At 62.0% G+C, this 17,187-nt stretch carries 9 protein-coding genes; all 9 read right to left on the reverse strand.

Annotated elements, in window-relative coordinates; all coding sequences use genetic code 11:
- On the reverse strand, positions 1–6,069 hold a 6,069-nt coding region (locus IC50_RS26120; protein ID WP_157461076.1), incomplete at its 3' end, for a hypothetical protein.
- Between the two features lie 98 nt (positions 6,070–6,167).
- Positions 6,168–8,291, reverse strand: a complete 2,124-nt coding sequence (locus IC50_RS26125; protein ID WP_035711478.1) for an OmpA family protein — start codon at positions 8,289–8,291, stop codon at positions 6,168–6,170.
- A 197-nt stretch (positions 8,292–8,488) separates the two neighbouring features.
- A complete protein-coding gene (locus IC50_RS26130) occupies positions 8,489–11,851 on the reverse strand; it encodes an ATP-binding protein (RefSeq protein WP_035711479.1) in 3,363 nt (1,120 codons plus the stop codon).
- Between the two features lie 38 nt (positions 11,852–11,889).
- Positions 11,890–13,989, reverse strand: a complete 2,100-nt coding sequence (locus tag IC50_RS26135; protein ID WP_035711482.1) for a trypsin-like serine peptidase — start codon at positions 13,987–13,989, stop codon at positions 11,890–11,892.
- 1 nt (position 13,990) lies between these two features.
- Positions 13,991–15,007, reverse strand: coding sequence for a trypsin-like serine peptidase (locus IC50_RS26140; RefSeq protein ID WP_028143549.1), 1,017 nt, complete (start codon positions 15,005–15,007; stop codon positions 13,991–13,993).
- 169 nt (positions 15,008–15,176) lie between these two features.
- A complete protein-coding gene (locus IC50_RS26145; protein ID WP_157461078.1) occupies positions 15,177–15,452 on the reverse strand; it encodes a carboxypeptidase-like regulatory domain-containing protein in 276 nt (91 codons plus the stop codon).
- Complete coding sequence (locus IC50_RS38520) at positions 15,449–16,348, reverse strand: trypsin-like serine peptidase (RefSeq protein WP_049806740.1); 900 nt, start codon at positions 16,346–16,348, stop codon at positions 15,449–15,451. The genes IC50_RS26145 and IC50_RS38520 overlap by 4 nt, the downstream gene beginning before the upstream one ends.
- A gap of 369 nt (positions 16,349–16,717) precedes the next feature.
- Entirely contained in the window at positions 16,718–16,966 is a 249-nt protein-coding gene (locus IC50_RS42060) for a hypothetical protein (RefSeq protein ID WP_131233136.1), read from the reverse strand.
- Positions 16,893–17,186 (reverse strand): Ig-like domain-containing protein, encoded by a 294-nt coding sequence (locus IC50_RS44065; RefSeq protein WP_223153741.1) that lies wholly within the window; start codon positions 17,184–17,186, stop codon positions 16,893–16,895. The genes IC50_RS42060 and IC50_RS44065 overlap by 74 nt, the downstream gene beginning before the upstream one ends.
- Position 17,187: the final 1 nt, after the last annotated feature.

Consider the following 17,187-nt stretch of genomic DNA (forward strand, 5'->3'; position numbering starts at 1 on the left):
TCTGAAGGCACGGAGGCCTGGACGACTGAGAAGGCCCTCGCTACGCGTCCTCGCCTGGTGACGAATGACCTCGGCCGGGAACGGGACCAGATGGGCACGGTTGCCACCGAGAACGCGGGGGCGCCCCACGGCGAAGTCGCGCGGCACCGTTCGAAACCTGTCGGCGGCGCTGATGCGCCCGCCAAGGTCGGTAAACAGGTGCGCACTGGCCGCGAACTGGACCAAGGCATCGCTCTCGACGCCGTCGATAGCAAAGGTGAGCGCCCCGCCACGCAGGAACGAATCTCCCGTCTCAATGACGAAGGCCGGCCGCTCAGCCGGGACGGCGGGGCGCCCGAGCGGATGTTGCAGCCAGGCGAGCTGGTAGAGACCATGATGCATTCCGGGCGCAAGGTTCGGAGGCATGACGCCGGCGGGCGGAGAATCCGGGTCGGGGAGCCGCGGTCCATGCAAGAACAGGCGCGTCGCCATTGCGAGAACGCCTGAGCGAACCTCGTCCCGTTCCAGTTCGTCGAGCAGATCGCCCAGCCTGAAGGCATGAGGCGATCCATCCGCACGCGGCGCTGCGGTCCTGATCTTCTCCGCGGCGATGGCACAAAGGCGCGAGATCGAGCCGCGGATGATCAACCCGACATAGTCCTCGAACAGGACCTGCGCGATCGGGAGCCGCTGCGGCTCCGCCTCGGCGCCGACCGACTCGGCAACTCGGGAAGGCACAAGAGCGGCCATCTGACGCTGGAGTTCGGCGTCGATCTTTTCGCGGTAGGCATCGTTGACGACCTGCTTGTCGGCAAGGCGCGTCGTCACCGGCCATTCCGATTCGGCAAAGCCGCTCCGGGTGATCGTCGCGGTGGGCGGAAGCGGGAAGAACACGCCGCCGATTTGCGCGGCACCATCGACCGCGTCCGGCGCACGCGAGATCGTCGCGTCCACATTGGTCCGAAACAGCGCATCGACAAACAGGAAAGACGGTTGGCGCTTCCGACGCTCGGATGCGTGGGCGGTTCCGTCGAAGATCGTGTCGCCCGCAGCAACCCAAAGCGAAATTCTGTCGAGCGTGTCGAACGTGATCTCGTGATCGCGCAAGGCGACACCGGGGCTCCGGTTCGTGGTGTTTGCGATCGTCCAGGCCGCCATCAAGACAGCCAGGCTCGATCCGCCGACGGGATGCCCATCGGCCGTACTATCGGGAATGACGCCGAGAAAAACGGCGTTGGCGCGAACGGACGCGTCGGCTGCCGCTGCGAGCGTCATGTCCGGCATCAGATACACGGGCATCCGCCATGGCCCAAGATCCGGTGCGAGCCGCCAGTCTGCCGGATTGATGTTTTCGGTCCAGGCCGGCGGCTCCTTGAACACCAGAAGCGGCCTGCCGGCTTCGGTCACGACAATCGACTCGGTGCCGGCACGCGGCTGGAACAGGTAGTACTGCGTGTTGCGGTCCGACCCGACGTAGACGGAATAGTCTACGGTCGTCGAGAAGCTGAAATGCAGACTGATCTCGATGGTCTTGCCGAACACCCTGAAGCGGGCGATCACGACCGAAATCCGCACGCTGACACCGGCCTCGATATAGAGGCGAATGCGGTGGTCCGTTTTCATATCGAAGCCGTAAGCAACCCATACGCGAATGGAGACTCCGGCCTTCACGATGCCGAAGTCGACATAGCCGTATATCTCGCCGAGTATGCCGACCTGCCCGCGGATCGCGACGAAGGTGGATGCTGCCTGCGTCCACTGGCGCACCTCCGGGCGAGCCGGATCGTGCCAGAGCACGCCATAGCCTCCCTCGATCTCGGCGAACACCGTGACCGAGAGCCCGGCACGAAAGATACCCTTGTTGATCTCCTTGCCGAGGCCGACACGAAACGCCATGCCGACCTCGGTGACGGGCTTGTAGGTCAGAAGGCTATCATCGACGATCAATGCGCCCGATCCGCCGCCCTGGTGAAATCTAGGCTGTGGGATCAACCATGCAGCAGGCCCCGATACGCGGCGGAAGTAGAGCCCGCCAGATCCGATGAACGGGAATACCTGTACGCCGAAGGCGCGTCCATAATCCTTGTTGAAGGGATAACCGAGATCGACGGTGAAACCGCCGTCGGTATAGATCTCAAATGCGATCGTTGGAAGCGTGACACTGACGACGCCGAATTCCAGCTGACGCCAGGCCGGCGGCGCGACGATCTCGATCGAATAGACGCCGAGCTTTTCACTGAGCTTCCGATACAGCACATCCAGCGAGAAGAGATAGTCGCTGGAGCCGGGCGACAGCGTGACACCGAAGCGAATGCCATAGATGTCGTCGTCGCGCATCGCAAGGCCGAGCTCGACGCGATCGGCGAATACTGCGGAGAAGCCGACGGACCAGCCTCGCGACGGGTCGAAGCGGATGTAGTCCCTCTCGATCGCGGTGGATATCTTGTCCAGCGCGGCCGTCTCGTTGTTTCCAGGATCCTGGTCATACGGCGCTTTCGATGTCAGGGCCGTAAAGCGACCGACGACCTCCTTGGTGGTCCTGGGAGGAGGCTGGGTCGCCGGAAGCGGATCGACACGCTGCCCGAGCGCAATCGCCTTCAGATCGAACACGCCAATCTTGCCATCGATGGGCTTGCGGGCGGCGAACCAGCCGATGCCACTCGCGGCCTGTCCGCTCCCCAGCGTTTTGGGGTCCACGAACAGGAACAGGGAGATGCCTGCCTCATCCTTCGGAAACTTGTATCCGAGAATTTCGAGCTGGGCGCCGATCGCATAGAGCAGCTTGATCTGCGATGAAGCGCCGCCCCCCGGCGGCCGGAACTGCTTGTCGAGAATCTTGAACCGTTCGGCCCGCAGCTTGATCACGCCTTCGATGCCGATGTCGAGCTTGCCATCGCTTTCCGGGAATTTGATGCCCAGCGCCCAGCGCGGAGCCCATCCGCCACCCGTCCTCACTCCGTCACTGAAGCCGAACAGCACCGACAGCTTGAATCCCTTCTTCGGCGCCAGCGAGCCGAGGAATCCGAGATCAAGATCGAACTCGAGACCAAAGCGGAAGCCGTCGGTCTCCGGAAAATTTCCGAATCCAAAATAGCCGAGATCGGGAAGTCTCAATCCCTTCCCGAACAGGTTCAGAGCCTTGAACTTCAATGGAAAGGAGGACCAGAATCCGCGGCCGGGCCGCTTGGCGGCGGAGCCGAACTGAAAGCGCAGCCGCCCCGGATTGAAGAACATTCGCAGGGCTCGCTCAATCGCGTGGCCGGGCAGGTTCGGAATCCTGAACCCCGTCGCAATGCCCATGTCGCTGAAATCGAGGGCCTCGATATCGATGACATCAAGCCCGCCCAGGGAGCCAAATTTGACCCTGCCGTCCAGAAGAAAGCGGGAGACGACCGATCTTGCATCCGCCCCGTCGGGTTTCGAATCGTCGGTCACATAAGCAATGCGATTGACGTCGACTATACGGATGATTGCATCTTCATCGCCCTCTTCAGGTGCAACCTGCCCCTCCTTTTTGGCGGCGTATCTGAAGCTTTGCTCGGGGTCGGTCTCATAGGTGTATACTTCACGCGTGGCTCCGCCTTCGCGTATCCGCTCGTAGCGTCCGACCAAAGACAGAATGGAGTCGTGCTTTCTCTGCCAGGCCGTGCTCCCTCTCTTCTCCCATATGTCGCCGAACCCATGGAACAAACGTCCCAGGTAGAAGTCGATCTTGGCTTGAAACGTCGAAATTTCGCCGTTCGCAAAGCTGACGAGCAAGCGCCGGATCTTGAAGCCGTAAGAACCGTCGTGTTCGGGCTCTTCCTCATTTGCTAGGGCAGGTTTGATCGCCGAGCCGTCGTCCCGATAGTCGACCAGACCGGAAAGGCGCGATTTTGTGGACCCGCCCGAATTGCCGATACCCTTGAGTTCGATTGCAACATACTCGCCGCGCAGCCGGTCGAGATCCATGCCGCCGAGCAGACCCTGGACCTGCGCGGGGAGATCGCCGAGCCCCAGATCGCAATTGATGATGAGAACGCCGGCCCAGTTGCCGTCGTTGAGAATGCTCAGCAGTAGCTGGTATTGCCTGGCCGCAGCGGAGTCGGTGGCAGCGGCTTCTGTCTTCGCACGGTTGATGAAGGCCTTAAGGATATCACGCGCATTCGCGGTCGGATCCTCTTTTCCCTCGGGTCCCGGGCGCAGAAACTGATCCCTGCCCGACCAGGATGCCGGGTCATCGGCGAGTTCGATGATACTTCTGCTTTCATATCCCTTGATGATGAAAAGCGTCTCGGGGCGTAGTTTTTGACGGTCCGCGCGCCCTTCTGCGCCCGGAATGCCGACATCGAAAGGCCAGCCCCCGATTGCCAACCGGCTCTCGAGGGAGGTGCCACCTTGCGCCGTCACGTCGGGCATCTTGTTCGCGACCAGGAACAAGCGATTGCGGATCAATGCGTCGGCAACGGCCGGCAGCACCGGCCCCTTCCCTCCGCCCGGGGTCCGGCCGCGAACGGCAAATTGAAACTGCGCCGGCTGCCCCTTGGCGGTGCCAACCGAAACGGCAAAGACGATCGCCGCGATGCGCCCGTCCGGCAGGCGCTCGACCTCGAAGCCGAGCGGCGTCGTCGATCTGCTGATGTCCGGATCGGTTTCGGTCGCGGGCGAACTCTCGGTGACAGTATATCCCTTTGGGGCCGCCAGCTTGCGGCGCTCATGCGCCAGCCTTTCTATGTCGAACGCCTGAGCGGACTTGCGCTTGTCCTGCTGAACGCCGCGCGGCGGCAGGACAGGCACAAAACCCGCCGGAATATTCGCGGCGTCCTGCCTCCCGACCGTCAGCTCGAGCGGCGCATGCTCGAGCACACCGCCATCCATCTTCAGGTTGCGGCCACTGGGTGGCTCGGCGATCATTCGCATGGTGCCGGAGGGATCGCCGCGGTGCACGCTCATCCACGACGTAACGCCGAGGCTGTCACCTTGCGCCGAGAGCGCGGGCGTGTTCGTGGCTGCAGTGCTCTCGGCGGCTTCGGCAAACCCCTCCGGCGGGCGCTTGTCAATCGCGGGGCCGAGGTCGAACGTGACGAATATATCTCCGGACGCTTCAGTTCCGGAAGCTGAAGGCCCCAAAGTCTCGCTGGGCGCAAAACCAGGCAGCAGTCCGAGCAGCGCAAGGTCGAGCGCCGCACCGGCTTCGGTGCCTCCCGCAGGTGGCTTCACCTTTGCCTTGAAGGTCCCGCGCAACGACATCGTGTCGTCGTAGTCACTGGCACCTGCTTCAAGTTTCAGCGGCTGGCGCGTGAATACAAAAACCGGTCCGCGCTGCAGCGCCGGGGTCGGATGTGGCACGACTTCAACGTCGTGCCCGGGCGCTGTCGGGATCGCCAGGACGAGCGCTTCGGTGTCGGAGCGAGGCAATGGCTGGAGAAACGACCGGAGCTGGTCCAGCGGTGCAAACGGATCAAGCGAAAGCACGCATCGACCGCTTCTCGTGCCGGCCTCGCCGCCGTGCAGCACGGCAGCCTCTTCCGTAGAGGTCGCGGGCGATCCATCGTTCCGCTTCAGGTAAGTAAAGCGGTTGACGAGCCCCGCGCCGACGATCTCGTCGATCGACGTCGGCGTCAGGACATCGCTACTCGAGCTGAGGTGACCCTCGCCACGGAAACATCCGATCGCGGAAGCGTCCGTGAGATCGAGCTCCAATTGCATGATGGCGAAGGGCGAGCGGCTTGTGTCCAGTGCGCGCCGTCGACCGAAAACATGTCCGGATCCCTGGGGCGTGAATACCAGACCGATCGGGCCGGCCGAAAGCATCGATCGGTCTAGGTCAAGGACGTATTCCAGCAATCCTGTTGCCGGATCCTCGAGCTGGACCTGGTTAGCGCCGAGCGGAAAGGACCCGCTGCGCCCGCCTTTCAATACGAACAGCGGCACACCGCCGCCGGCGCGACCGAAAGCAATTCGCTCCGCTGTCTGGGCGAGCCCGATTGTTGCCTGCTCGGCCGCCCGATGATCGAGCCATGCAACGATCTCCGAAAGTCCGGCAAACGGTTGCGCTGACGGCAGCACCCAAAAGATGCCGTTGCGAACGACGCTGTCGTCCAAGGTCAACGACGGCTCCGACGCGACATCGTTGATAGGACGAAACAGGATTCTGGGGTTTACAGCATCGTTGGCAAAAATGGACGAAGTTCCACAACGGGAAAATGTCACCATGAAATGCGACTCCCTTCGGTCAACGGCAATCCGAGTAAACGACAATCCTTACGGTCAATAATCAGGGGGGCTGGAAGGCCACCGAGTTCAATCGTCACCGCCTTGCCGAGCCGTGCACCGGGCGGCCATTGATCGGTGGCGTCCTTGATCGGTTCGAAGCAGCCTTTTTGAATATCCGCCGGGAGGACATGCGCAAGGCGTGCTCCCAGCGGCACCTGACGATCCTGCCCGCCGATCTCGATCTTGACGTTCGGCGAATAGGTCAGGCCACCGAGGGCGACCGCACATGCAACCTGATATTCCGGCTTGCAAAGGACCGTTCGGTCGAATGCGGTCGTATGAGCGTCGGCTGTGAACTTGTCCAACGCGGCCAGATCCTGCGCCGCCACGATCAACGTGGCCGGATTTTGAGCGAGCGAGTCAGGCGCCTTGCTGAAATAAATGGCCGGGCTCGGAATAGTCGCTATGGTCTGGACCTGGCGCAAGTTTCTCGGGAGAAAAACCCGCACAACCCCTTGCTGGAGCAAATCCTCAAAGACGACATGGGACGCGAGGGCCCCGAGTTTAAGTGTGGTACCGGCCTCCACTGCAGCCCCGGCGGCGCTCTCGGCCTTGGCATTCTCGGCATTGGCGTTCTCGGCATTGGCGTGCTCCGCCTTGGCGCTCTCGGCCTCGGCGCTTTCCGCCCCGAGGCTGCTCGGCCGGTTAAGCCTGCCCGACAACATGTACGCCAAAAACAGGTCAGAGGCGGCGCGCCCGCGCGGCGCGGCCACCTTTCGCGGCCCAGGAACCAATGCGTAGGGATCAATCGGATCGGCCTGGGTGGCCAGATCCAGTGGCGCGCCGGGCTGCATCGTGCGCGACACCGGATCCACGCTGGTCGACTTGAAACGAAGCGACATCCCCGGGTGCAGATCGAAGAAATGGAAATTTCGATCCGCCCGATGCGTGTGTAGCATCATCCCGTCGATCGTCTTCGGCAGGCGCGAAACCACTTCAGATACGATCTGCCCGTTCAGGAGCTTGTGACTCTCGTCAACAAGTTTCGAAGCCGTTCGTCCTGCGGCGATGCTTGCGTAGCAATCGACGATCCGTTCCCAGGGCTTCGTGGCCGGATTCTCCACGGCGGGATTTCCGACGGAAGACGTAAGTTTTTGAGGTAGCGTCGCCAGATGCAGGGCGACGGCCCAGTATCCGGGGATCAGGTATGGCGTGCTCTCGGCCTTGGCGAGCCGAAGGACGATGCGCACCCCGTCGGTCGTGCGCGTTCCGTTGAGGCGGCGAACCGGGACGACCTCGAACGAGCCGGACAAGTTCGGCTCGAACTGGTGAAGAGGGTATTTCGCCGAATCGACGCTGCCGCCAGGTCGAGCGAGCTCGACCCAAGGTGTCGATGGATACTCGAATTCGGCCGGCGGGCGGTTTGCGGGAGCCTCCGACGCAGGCGCCGCGATCGGTGTCCGGCACGCCTTGCTGATCGCGTCAATCTTCAGGTCGCCCTCCGCGAGCGTGACGCGAAACGGACCATACGGCATGCTTCCTTCCGGAAACAGTCGAAGCGCCATATCGTCGGACTCGGGCGACGGAGCCGACGCGTGCGTCAGCGCCGCGGAAAGAATCTCGATCTCGACCCGACGATGGGACGGTTGCGGGGCCGGCTCGCCTGCAGCCTCGGTGGCCGGCCTGGCAGGATCCGCACAAGCGCCGCCTGCTCCTGAATTCGCCTTGGCCTGCCCGCGTCCTTCGATCTCGAGCGCGAGCGGCACGCCCGGCGCGCTTTGTCGCAACAGTGCGGCGATCGTCTGCGCGCGCTGGAACGAAAGCTTCAGGTTTGAATCGTCCCCGCCCTCGCTGTCGGCGAAACCCGAAACGCGGACGAGCAGGCGCGACTTCGACGGCCTGCCACTGTCACGATTCGCCGCGACGAGCAGGGCCCCCAGCTCCTTGATCTCCCGAATGATGGCAGCTGGCCGCTTCTTGTCGGACGACCAGACATGGCCGCTCAACCTGCTCGCACCGCGGGGAAAGCAGATCAGAGGCTCGCGAATGACGATAGTGCCGCCGGTTTCGACAGGACCGCCATTGATGAGCGCCAGTTTCTGATACAGCGCATTCACGCACGTACCGTGTGCACCGCAGTTGTCTTCACGGACTGCGGCGGACGTTGCACGAGTGGCGGTCGCAAGACAAAGGAGCGTCAACAGAGCCGCGCATGGCCGGCATGGCGCCCGCCGACTCGTTCGGTTGTACCTCATCCCCCACCCCCTTAGAAAGATTGCCCCATCAGCAAATGACTTTCAACGAGTATAAATTCTCAAGCAGTCGGTGACAGCATAGACGTCAGCCAACGTCTCCATCCCTGAAATGCGGCAGCTATCGCAATGAAATCCTGCGCCCGATCGCTGTGGTGGTCGACGATCTCCGCATATGCAGATAAGGCTTCGACGAAACTGCCGGCCTCATCGGCCAGCGAAAGAATGGCGTAGCCATCGAGTGGCCGCCGACTGCGGGCCTGGCGGCCGCCGTTCGCCAGGTATTTGTCGACCGACGACCACCATCCAAGCTTGCTCGGAATCTCTCCTGGAAATGCCCTGGTCAGGGCGTGCCCAGCCGGCTCTATCCAATCGGGATGTGTCCCGGCGAGCGTGTTCAGGACACATCGCGCCGCGGCCTCCGAGCCCGATGCGGCCATCTGTGCGACCAACCCCGCGAATTCGCGCGTGAACTTTGGGTCGGCGATCACCGCGTTGCCCGGAATCGCGGACGAGCCCTTCAGCAAGGTCCTCATGCCGGAGACTATCTCCGGAAAATTGGGCTGCAATTGGGAAGCGACGGCTTCAAATGACTTTCCGAACTCCTGCAACATCCGCGCCCCGATCGTGGAGAAAACGGCGTTGAAATCGAGCTTTCGCAAAATCGGTCGCGCCGTATCCGTTTCATGGAAAGCGAGCACGCGCAATGCGCCGCTCGTGGTCGCGGCCGCCGGCACCTTTTGTCCACTCCTGCACATCGCTCCGACTGCATCGAGGATGCGAGCTTTTCGCTCCAGAACGACCGAGCCGGCAACGAAGTCATCCGCATGCACGATGCACGCTGCATAGTCCCAGGCTGCATCGCCCAATCCGGTCGGGAACGATACGAGCTTCCAGTCGGCCATGCCGGACTGCAGCAGGACGGGAATGGCCTGCGGGTCGCGTGCCCCAAGACGCAAGCAGAAGCGCAACGGCCCGCCGGCAGCTTCATCGGCCATGCGCGCGGCATCGAAGTCGCCGTCGCCAAGCGCAGCGAACGCAGGCGCCAGCGGTCCGGAGGTCGTGCCTCGATTGAGCCACTCCCGCAGCTCGTCCCAGTTCCCCGAACGATACTGGGTTTCGCAGACCATCCCGACGAGCGCAGGATTGTGCGCGCCCCTCTGCAGATCGTCCAACACGGAGGAAAGCCCGACGACCGCTCCCCGCTGCAGAAGACGCCTGCCGAAAGCCACCAGCAACGAGGACGCCACCCTAGGCGGCAACGTTCTGAGCGCCTCCGCAGAGACGGCGCGTCCGAGCCTGACCTTGAGGTAGACTTGCGCCGCCCCCGTCAGGTCGTCGACGGCACTGGCCAGGAGGGCTCCCACCTCTGGCCTCCAATAGGAATCCGCCTCCTCGATTCTCTCCTCGCCGCTCAACAGCAGATGGTAGATCGCTTCCGCGCGCATGTCGGTGCTGCTGTTGGCCCGGGCGCGGAAGAATTTCGTGGCTCGCAAATTGGCGTTGTCGAACCGCCGGCGATCCTGCCGGCGCATCAGGTCGAGCATCGCAAGCCTTACATCGCTTCGGTGCCGCAGGCACTCGCCGGTGCGGGTCACAAGCCAGCGCTCGGATTCAAGCCGCCGCAACAGCTCCATCGCTTCGTCCGTTGACAGCGCATCGGCTTTTTCGACGAGGCCGCTGGCCGGGGCCATAACCTCGCGGATGACGTCGGTGGTGACGGCGCGCACGACCAGCCCGGGCACCGCGAGCTGCCGTACCTGCGGGTCGTTGATGTGATTGACCATCCGGTTGATCAGGATGCCCGTAATGCGCCTGCTCGTCACCAGGTCTGCGCCGGCATCACTGTCATCGTCTCCGGCCGACTCCTGCGCATCCCCTGACTCGCGGTCAGATGCCTCGACTTCCCGAATGATCTCGTCCAGGAGAGACGCACGCTCCGCTTGGTCCCTGCTCTTGAGCCAGTTCATGACGATTGCGACATCGAGAGGACTGCCCCGCAGCAGCTTGGCAAGAGCTGTGATCTGCGAACTCGCGATTCCGATGGCATCGCTTTGGTTGCGCCGGCGGATGAGTTCGACAGTGGCCGCGAGTGGAAGCGGCCCGAGCTTGATGGGCGGGTGACTAGTCGTGATCTCCGGCGCGCCGGCGCGGCCTGCTACAACGACCCGCAAATTCTCCCAGCTCCCCCCCGATCTCGCGCCCGTCGGCGGCGTCGGTGCGCGCAGCGTTGCGATTAGATCTGAGATACCTTTCACCGCCTGCTGGTCGTACTGAACCACTTCGAATGTGTCGAAGACGAGCAGTACCGGCGCCCGACCCTCGTTGATCGATTCGATGATCGACCTCAGCTCGAAGCAATATGCATTGAGCTGCGATCGCGTCGTATCTTCGAGCAGCCGCTGCGACGGATTGTTGGCCAGCAGATCGATTGCACCGCGCAAATCGGCTCGGAATTTGGCCAGCGGCGCTTCCAGCCCGGGAAACCACGTGGAGAATTGGAGGGCAATGTCGATGAGGATCTGCAGCGGCTGGCGCGGTGCCAGCGCGGCGCGATCGAAATCGAGATAGGCGAAGGCTAGATCGACGCCCGGAAACAAGGCATGGTCGAGAATGAATTTTCCGATCAGACTTGACTTGCCCATGCCGCCGATGCCGCTGATGATCAGCGGCTCGTTGGCTGCGTCGCTGAAGGTTATTCTCTGCCACAAGCTCCGAATGGCTCGACTTGCATATTGCCTGAGCTCTTCGGGCGGCACGATTCCAACATATGCGCGCAGCGTCTCGATCTGCTTTTCACGGCCGACGATGCGGTCTCTGCTGCCGTCCGCGCCATCCTGCTCCGTCCGCCCAACCAGGACTCTCAAGGGCTCCAACAATTCGCGTTTGGCGATTTGCCTGCGGACATCTGCCGTTGGCGGCACCGCCGCGAAGTCGGTCCCGGCGAGCCAGCCGGACACGACCATCAACTGATCGAGCTCCGAGGCCGTGGCGGCGTCTAGCTCGGGCAAATCACCCTTTATGACCCGGCGGAGCATGGCGCCCTCCAGATCGTCGCTGTCCGCAGGTATGTCGATCGCGGACTTCAGCGTGTTGGACGCGTTGGCATCCAGCAGCACCTGCCGACGGACGCTGGGCTTGAGTTGCCACATGGGCGTCCCGCTCCGCGGCACCAGTTCGGATTGGGCAAGCAACGCACGAAGATCCGGACTTTCGTCCTTGTCGGGCGAGAAGCCGATACTGTTGGGAAGGAAGTAGCCGCGGGTGGCGGCGGCCAGCAGCTGCTGTGACGCGAGGTCACCAGGGAAAGCCGGCTCGGTCTTGCCCGACACGGAATTCGCAGCGTCCCGCACCACGCTCAAATCGCTATCGAGCTTTGCCGTATCGATACCGGCTGCTCGCAATCGCGCGACGATGTCAGCCATTGAAGACGTGCTATCCGGTGCCGCCATGCCATTCACCTCTATTGCATGACCTTGATTGCCTTCAGCGCTGGGACCACACCGCCAGCCAACGTCTTCAGCCTGAGCCCAGGATCGGCCAAATCCGGCAACGTGGCCTTCGAATATTCGTAGAGCGCTGCAACCGTATCATCGTTGTAGCGGCCGTCCGCGCCAGCGGCAGAAACTGCTGCCCGAATGCAGCTCTTCCAGGCTTCGATGCCAATCGTGTCGTAAGCGACGACATCGTGCTTGTACTGACTTGTATATTCGCGCACAAAATCGGGAATATGACCGATTAGCAGCCAACGCATCGATTTCAAGCCCGGTCCCAACACCTGCTGCGTGTCCGTGACACCGATCATCCCCGCGATGAGTTCCTTCAGCCCTCCGTCAGGCGGCGACTTGTGGATGTCATCGATGACGATCCAAACGAGTTCGCGCAATACCAGTTCCTGACCTGCCGCCGGCCCCGTCGTTCTGTCGATCACGGTTTCGCTCACGGTAAGTCCAGCGTTTTTGGCGCGATCCTCCAACAGCCGACCGAACCAGGCCGGCAGATCGTTTGCCCACCAGCGGGTACGTTGCCGCTCGTCCGTAGGTTTTTCCGGCATACCCCTCATTTCGCCGAGATCGATGCGGCGGCCGAGTTCCAGGAGAAAATCCTCCGGCCTGTCGGATTTAAATTCCTTCATTTCCTCGGCGGAGAATTCGACCACGATCGCGGGCCGACGTCGCGCAATGGCGCGCAGGATTCGGGTGGAAAAGCTCTTGCCGGACTTTCCAGGCACACCAGATGCGTTCTGCTCGCTGACGACCAGAACCCGCTGCACCGCATGCGAATCGAACATCGCGAATGCGGCTTCCTTGAAATCCACCCTTCCTAGCACAGGCTCGGGCTTCTGGCGATCATCGGACAACGACCACAGCCCGTCGTTGGTCCCGAAAACGGCGGATGATTCCAGCAGAAGGCCTGGTTTCTCCACCGAAAGCCGGGCGATCACCTGATTTATCAACACACCCTGATTGCAGAGACTGGTGGGCCTGTTCGGATAGGCTGACGGGTGTCCAGCATTGTGAAACCCGACGATATCCGGCGTTGCGTCGAAGCAAGGTGATCCGGAGGAGCCTCCGTTCGTATTGGTCGAATAAAACAATCGGGTCGAGGGGTCGGGATCGCTGTCGACAAAGTCCCCCTTATCGAACATCTGGGGACCGGCGGAGGGATGCTGCAGAAGCGCTATTGCACTGCCAGGACGCGGCGGGCGCACCGGGGCGCTCAAACGCTGCCATCCGCGAAGCTTGCCTCCGCCTCCGCCGATGGATTCGGCACCGATCCGCTCGGCCAGACGAACGATTGCGCAGTCGAGGCGCTGGTCAATCGGCGGCGGGCCGAAGAGGTGCGTCCGTCCGTCATCCGGATGCTTCATGCTCGACCATTCGAGCCAACGGCCGGCTGGCGGATTTTCCCGAGGAGCCACGAGCCTGACCACGCGCAGACCACTCGGCGGGGCTGCGACGGCGAAGGCGCCGACGGGCGCCCAGTAGTCGAACACGAAAGCTAGGCTCTGCTCCGCTCCCGCCAGCGCAACATCCCCGGCCGGGCCGGGGACCAGGAAGCGCTCGACGACGTGACGCGCCGTCAGAACGAGATCTGCCCCGATGAGGAAACCGGTCCCCTTGAAGCCCGGCTCGTACGGATCGTCGATCCAGATCGCACACACACGGTAACGGGCGGCCTCCATTCCTTCAAAGAACGTCTTCGAAACCAGGAAGGGCTGAACCTTGTTGTTCAGGCTCTGGAGGTTAGCCTGATCGGCCACTCCGTCCGCATTCACGGCAATCTGGTCCGAGAGGATTCCGCGAAGCACGGCATTGGTCTGACTGCGACTGATGAGCTCGACACAAAACCGTTCGAGCCATCCCTGGCTGGCCAAGTGCGGTACCAGCGCTTCCGTCAAGACGACCTTGTTGCCCGGATCCTGTGGCGCAAGACGCTCGATATAGTTCTTGCGATCGCTCGGCTGCGTGTCGGGCGGCAGGATCGCGTCGACCGCCGCCGTTATCACCGCCCACGAGGCATAGAGATTCAAGACTTTCGGTAAAATCGCCTGCGTCGGCATTTTAGATACCCCACTCCCCCGTCTGGCTTCGGACGATCGCAGGGTGATCGGCTATCGCCGACAGGAGCACGGCTTCGTTGCGCGCTCCGGGGCGGCCAAAATAATGCAGTCCCACAACCTTCGACGATGCGAAATCCACCAGCGGACTGCCGGAGGACCCATTGGTCGTCGAACAGTCGTGGGCCAGTACATCCGTGCCGAGAAGCTCCAGCACGCAACCCGGAGAAAAGCGCTTGGTGCCGTCGAGCTCACCGAAAACCTTGAATACGTTCTGATCGTCCGCGAGGTCCTTGATCGGGTGCCCTGCGACGAAAACATTCCGTTTCGACCATCCGTTGGACTGCGCCTTCAGATCCATCACGATCGGTGACGGCATGCCGCCTGCCGCGTCCGCCGTCGGCGGCTTCAGCCGGAAAATCGCGAGATCCGGTTTGTCACCGCCCTCGACATAAAGCACCTCGTCGAGAGCGAACCGCGAATGCTTCGAGCCTCCCTTCTCGAAGCGGAAATCTACGACGCCTGGCCGATCGGTCCGCAACCGCCATCCCTGGCGCACGTCGGTGGCCGCCAGCGCAGCGTTCTGTCGGGCCACCGCACCGGCGACATGCGCATTGGTCACCAGCGTGTTCCTGCCAATCAACCACCCGGTCGCAACAGGAACGAACGGCTCCGCGTTGCCGACCATGATGCAGCCAACCCGAGCGCAGATGTCCAGGATCGCGTTCTGTGCCGCATTGATATACGCAACCCAGAAGTCGTCTTTCGCAGTCGCCGCACTGGTGTCGGGCGCATCGCCCTCGACGAACCAGGCTGGCCGCCCAATGACTTGGATCACGGCCTCCAGATTCGCCAATTGCCCTGCGTTGAGATCGCGATGGCTGACGTGACCGCCGGCGAGCGAGGCGGCAAGGTCGAGTCCTTCCCGTGCGGTCTTGTTGGCAACCGCGCGAGCGAGCTCCGTCGCGCCGGGAGACGCCGCTTTGAGATTCCATTCGATGCGCTGCTCAACCTCCTGCAACGACGGTGACTTCGGCGCTACTGACTCTAATCCGCCGGCTTCTCGCGGCGCCGCCGCTGGTCCGAGCCCCAGCTTCTTGATCTCTTTGATGACTCGTTCGGCGCGTTCCTCAGTGGACTCCGGGAAGCGGGCTCGACTTATCATGGCGTCTCTCCGCAGGGGACCGTCATCAGGGCGGATCGATTGTTACGTCATAGGTCTTGTCCGGCTCCGCTCCGACATTGATGTCTACGGAGCGGCTCTCGCCAGAGGCGGTGAAGATGCGCAGCCGAACCTCTCCGGTTGGAAGCCCGATCTGGGCATGCCCGTCCGCATCCGTTTGATACATCAGTTCCGGCACCGGACCGCTTGCCTGCTCGACCGCGATCCGGGCACCGGCAAGCGGCCGCCCATCGCGGAGGGTCACATGAATGAAGCACCGGCTGCGCGGCACGGAAGCTGTCAAGCCGAGGCGGCCTGCAACCACTCCTTCACCGTCAACACGATCTCCGGCGAAAGTCGCGGTCCGGAATTCGCCGTCACGCCGAGGCTGGGCGCCGTGCCACCTATTCCATAAGCGTGCACCGCAACGGCAACAGCTTCGCTGGTCGCCGACGCCTGGACCCAGACAGGCGAGCCACTCTGGCCTCCGTACGTATCGACGTCGTAGTAGATGCGGTGTGCGGACGTCCGAAGCACCCTGTTCTGGTGGAAGTACTGGTTTCGCCCGTTGTCGAGATCACCCGGATAGCCCGAAATGTTGACGAGAGCGTTCTCCAGCTCGGCATCCGTCTGCGACGCGATCTTGAAATAGCCGACCTCCTCGCCCAGCGGCTCCGCCAGCTGAATGCAACCGATGTCATGATCGGGATCGGCCGAGTTGATCCATTGCTGAAGCGCAAAGAACTTCGTTGCGGTCACGGTCCTGAAGGGAGACACGCCTGCGTCCTGCCCCGGCGAGACCTCGATCGAACCAATCCAGCCGTTGAAATCCGACGGGCTGTAGACGCAGTGTCCTGCGGTCAGCAGGGTCTTGGGGCCGATAAACCACCCCGTCCCGATATACGAAGATGTCTGTGGCGGCCGAGGCTTCAATTTCAGCCCGGCAATCTTGCGCCACGGCGGGGCCTTTGTATTGGTAATTCTGACGCGGTCGTCGGTGCCCAGCACTGTTTCGTTGCCGACCCGCACGCCCTTCGGTTTTATCTTGACATCCGATTTTCCAAAGACAAGCAGATCCTGCTGCGATTCGCCCTTGGACTCGGCGCTGCCATCACTGCCGGCAGTTTCGATGACGGGCGCAATGGGTTGATTTTCGGTGGGCGGCAAGGCCGCTGACGACGACCAGGGCAACGCATTCATGCCAAATCCTCCTCAAAAAATAAATCAAGAGATTACGGCTACATCCTAGTTGCGTCAGAATTTTCTGCAACCAAAATCGGATCCTCGTTCCCGTCCCGCCATCGACGACGGGATCTTTTAAGGTCAGGAGCTATTCCATATTGAACGATGAGCTTGTGGCCTGTCTTCTGCTGGAAAACTGGGGCGAAGTCCGTTGAACACGGATGCGACTAAAGTGACGACATTCAGCACCCTGGCAAGCGCAGCCGCCGTTTCGATCTTCGTCCGCAACATGTGGCTCGTCGGCGGGCATAGGCAGAAACTTCACCTCGACATTCCTGATAGCGTTCCTCCTCCGACTTTCTCGCAACACACTGTAATGGCGAACCACTAAAGAATGTTGTTCAGTAGAGAGAGCGCTCGCGAAGTTTGCGCCGCGCGGGCAATGGTTCCCGTCGCCGATCGCTCGGCAAAGGCGAAAGTCAGCTTGTCCGTATTCACTTCCGACAATCCAAGAAGGCTGTCCGGCCTTTCCCCGCTCGAGCCCGAGAGTTTGGTAGTGAGGTTAAGCCCTTCGCTCGTGAACGCCATTTCGGCGGATCTGACGAGGCTGATCTCTCCAGCCAGACTCGTGTCCACGCTGGGACTGCGGAAGGAGTCCACCTCTGCCCCAGTTTGCGGCTTGCTCCTGCGCCAAGATCATCTCCGTAACCGAGCCGACTGACAGTTGATCGTGATCGAGGTCGCTGTCGTTTGAGAGTACGCCAATGGCTGCCGACGCTGTAACAACCCTGCCTTTTGCTACGCCATTGCTGTCGGAAATTGCGACCGGATCGTGGTTGGTTGGGGTGAACAACACC

The organism is Bradyrhizobium genomosp. I (2014), assembly GCF_000261685.1.
Lineage (GTDB): Bacteria > Pseudomonadota > Alphaproteobacteria > Rhizobiales > Xanthobacteraceae > Bradyrhizobium.

Bases quoted from the DNA above. Each gene is read 5' to 3' on its own strand.
- IC50_RS26135 (WP_035711482.1), bottom strand. From the start codon at position 13,989: ATGCCGACGCAGGCGATTTTACCGAAAGTCTTGAATCTCTATGCCTCG.
- IC50_RS26130 (WP_035711479.1), bottom strand. From the start codon at position 11,851: ATGGCTGACATCGTCGCGCGATTGCGAGCAGCCGGTATCGATACGGCA.
- IC50_RS38520 (WP_049806740.1), bottom strand. From the start codon at position 16,348: ATGAATGCGTTGCCCTGGTCGTCGTCAGCGGCCTTGCCGCCCACCGAA.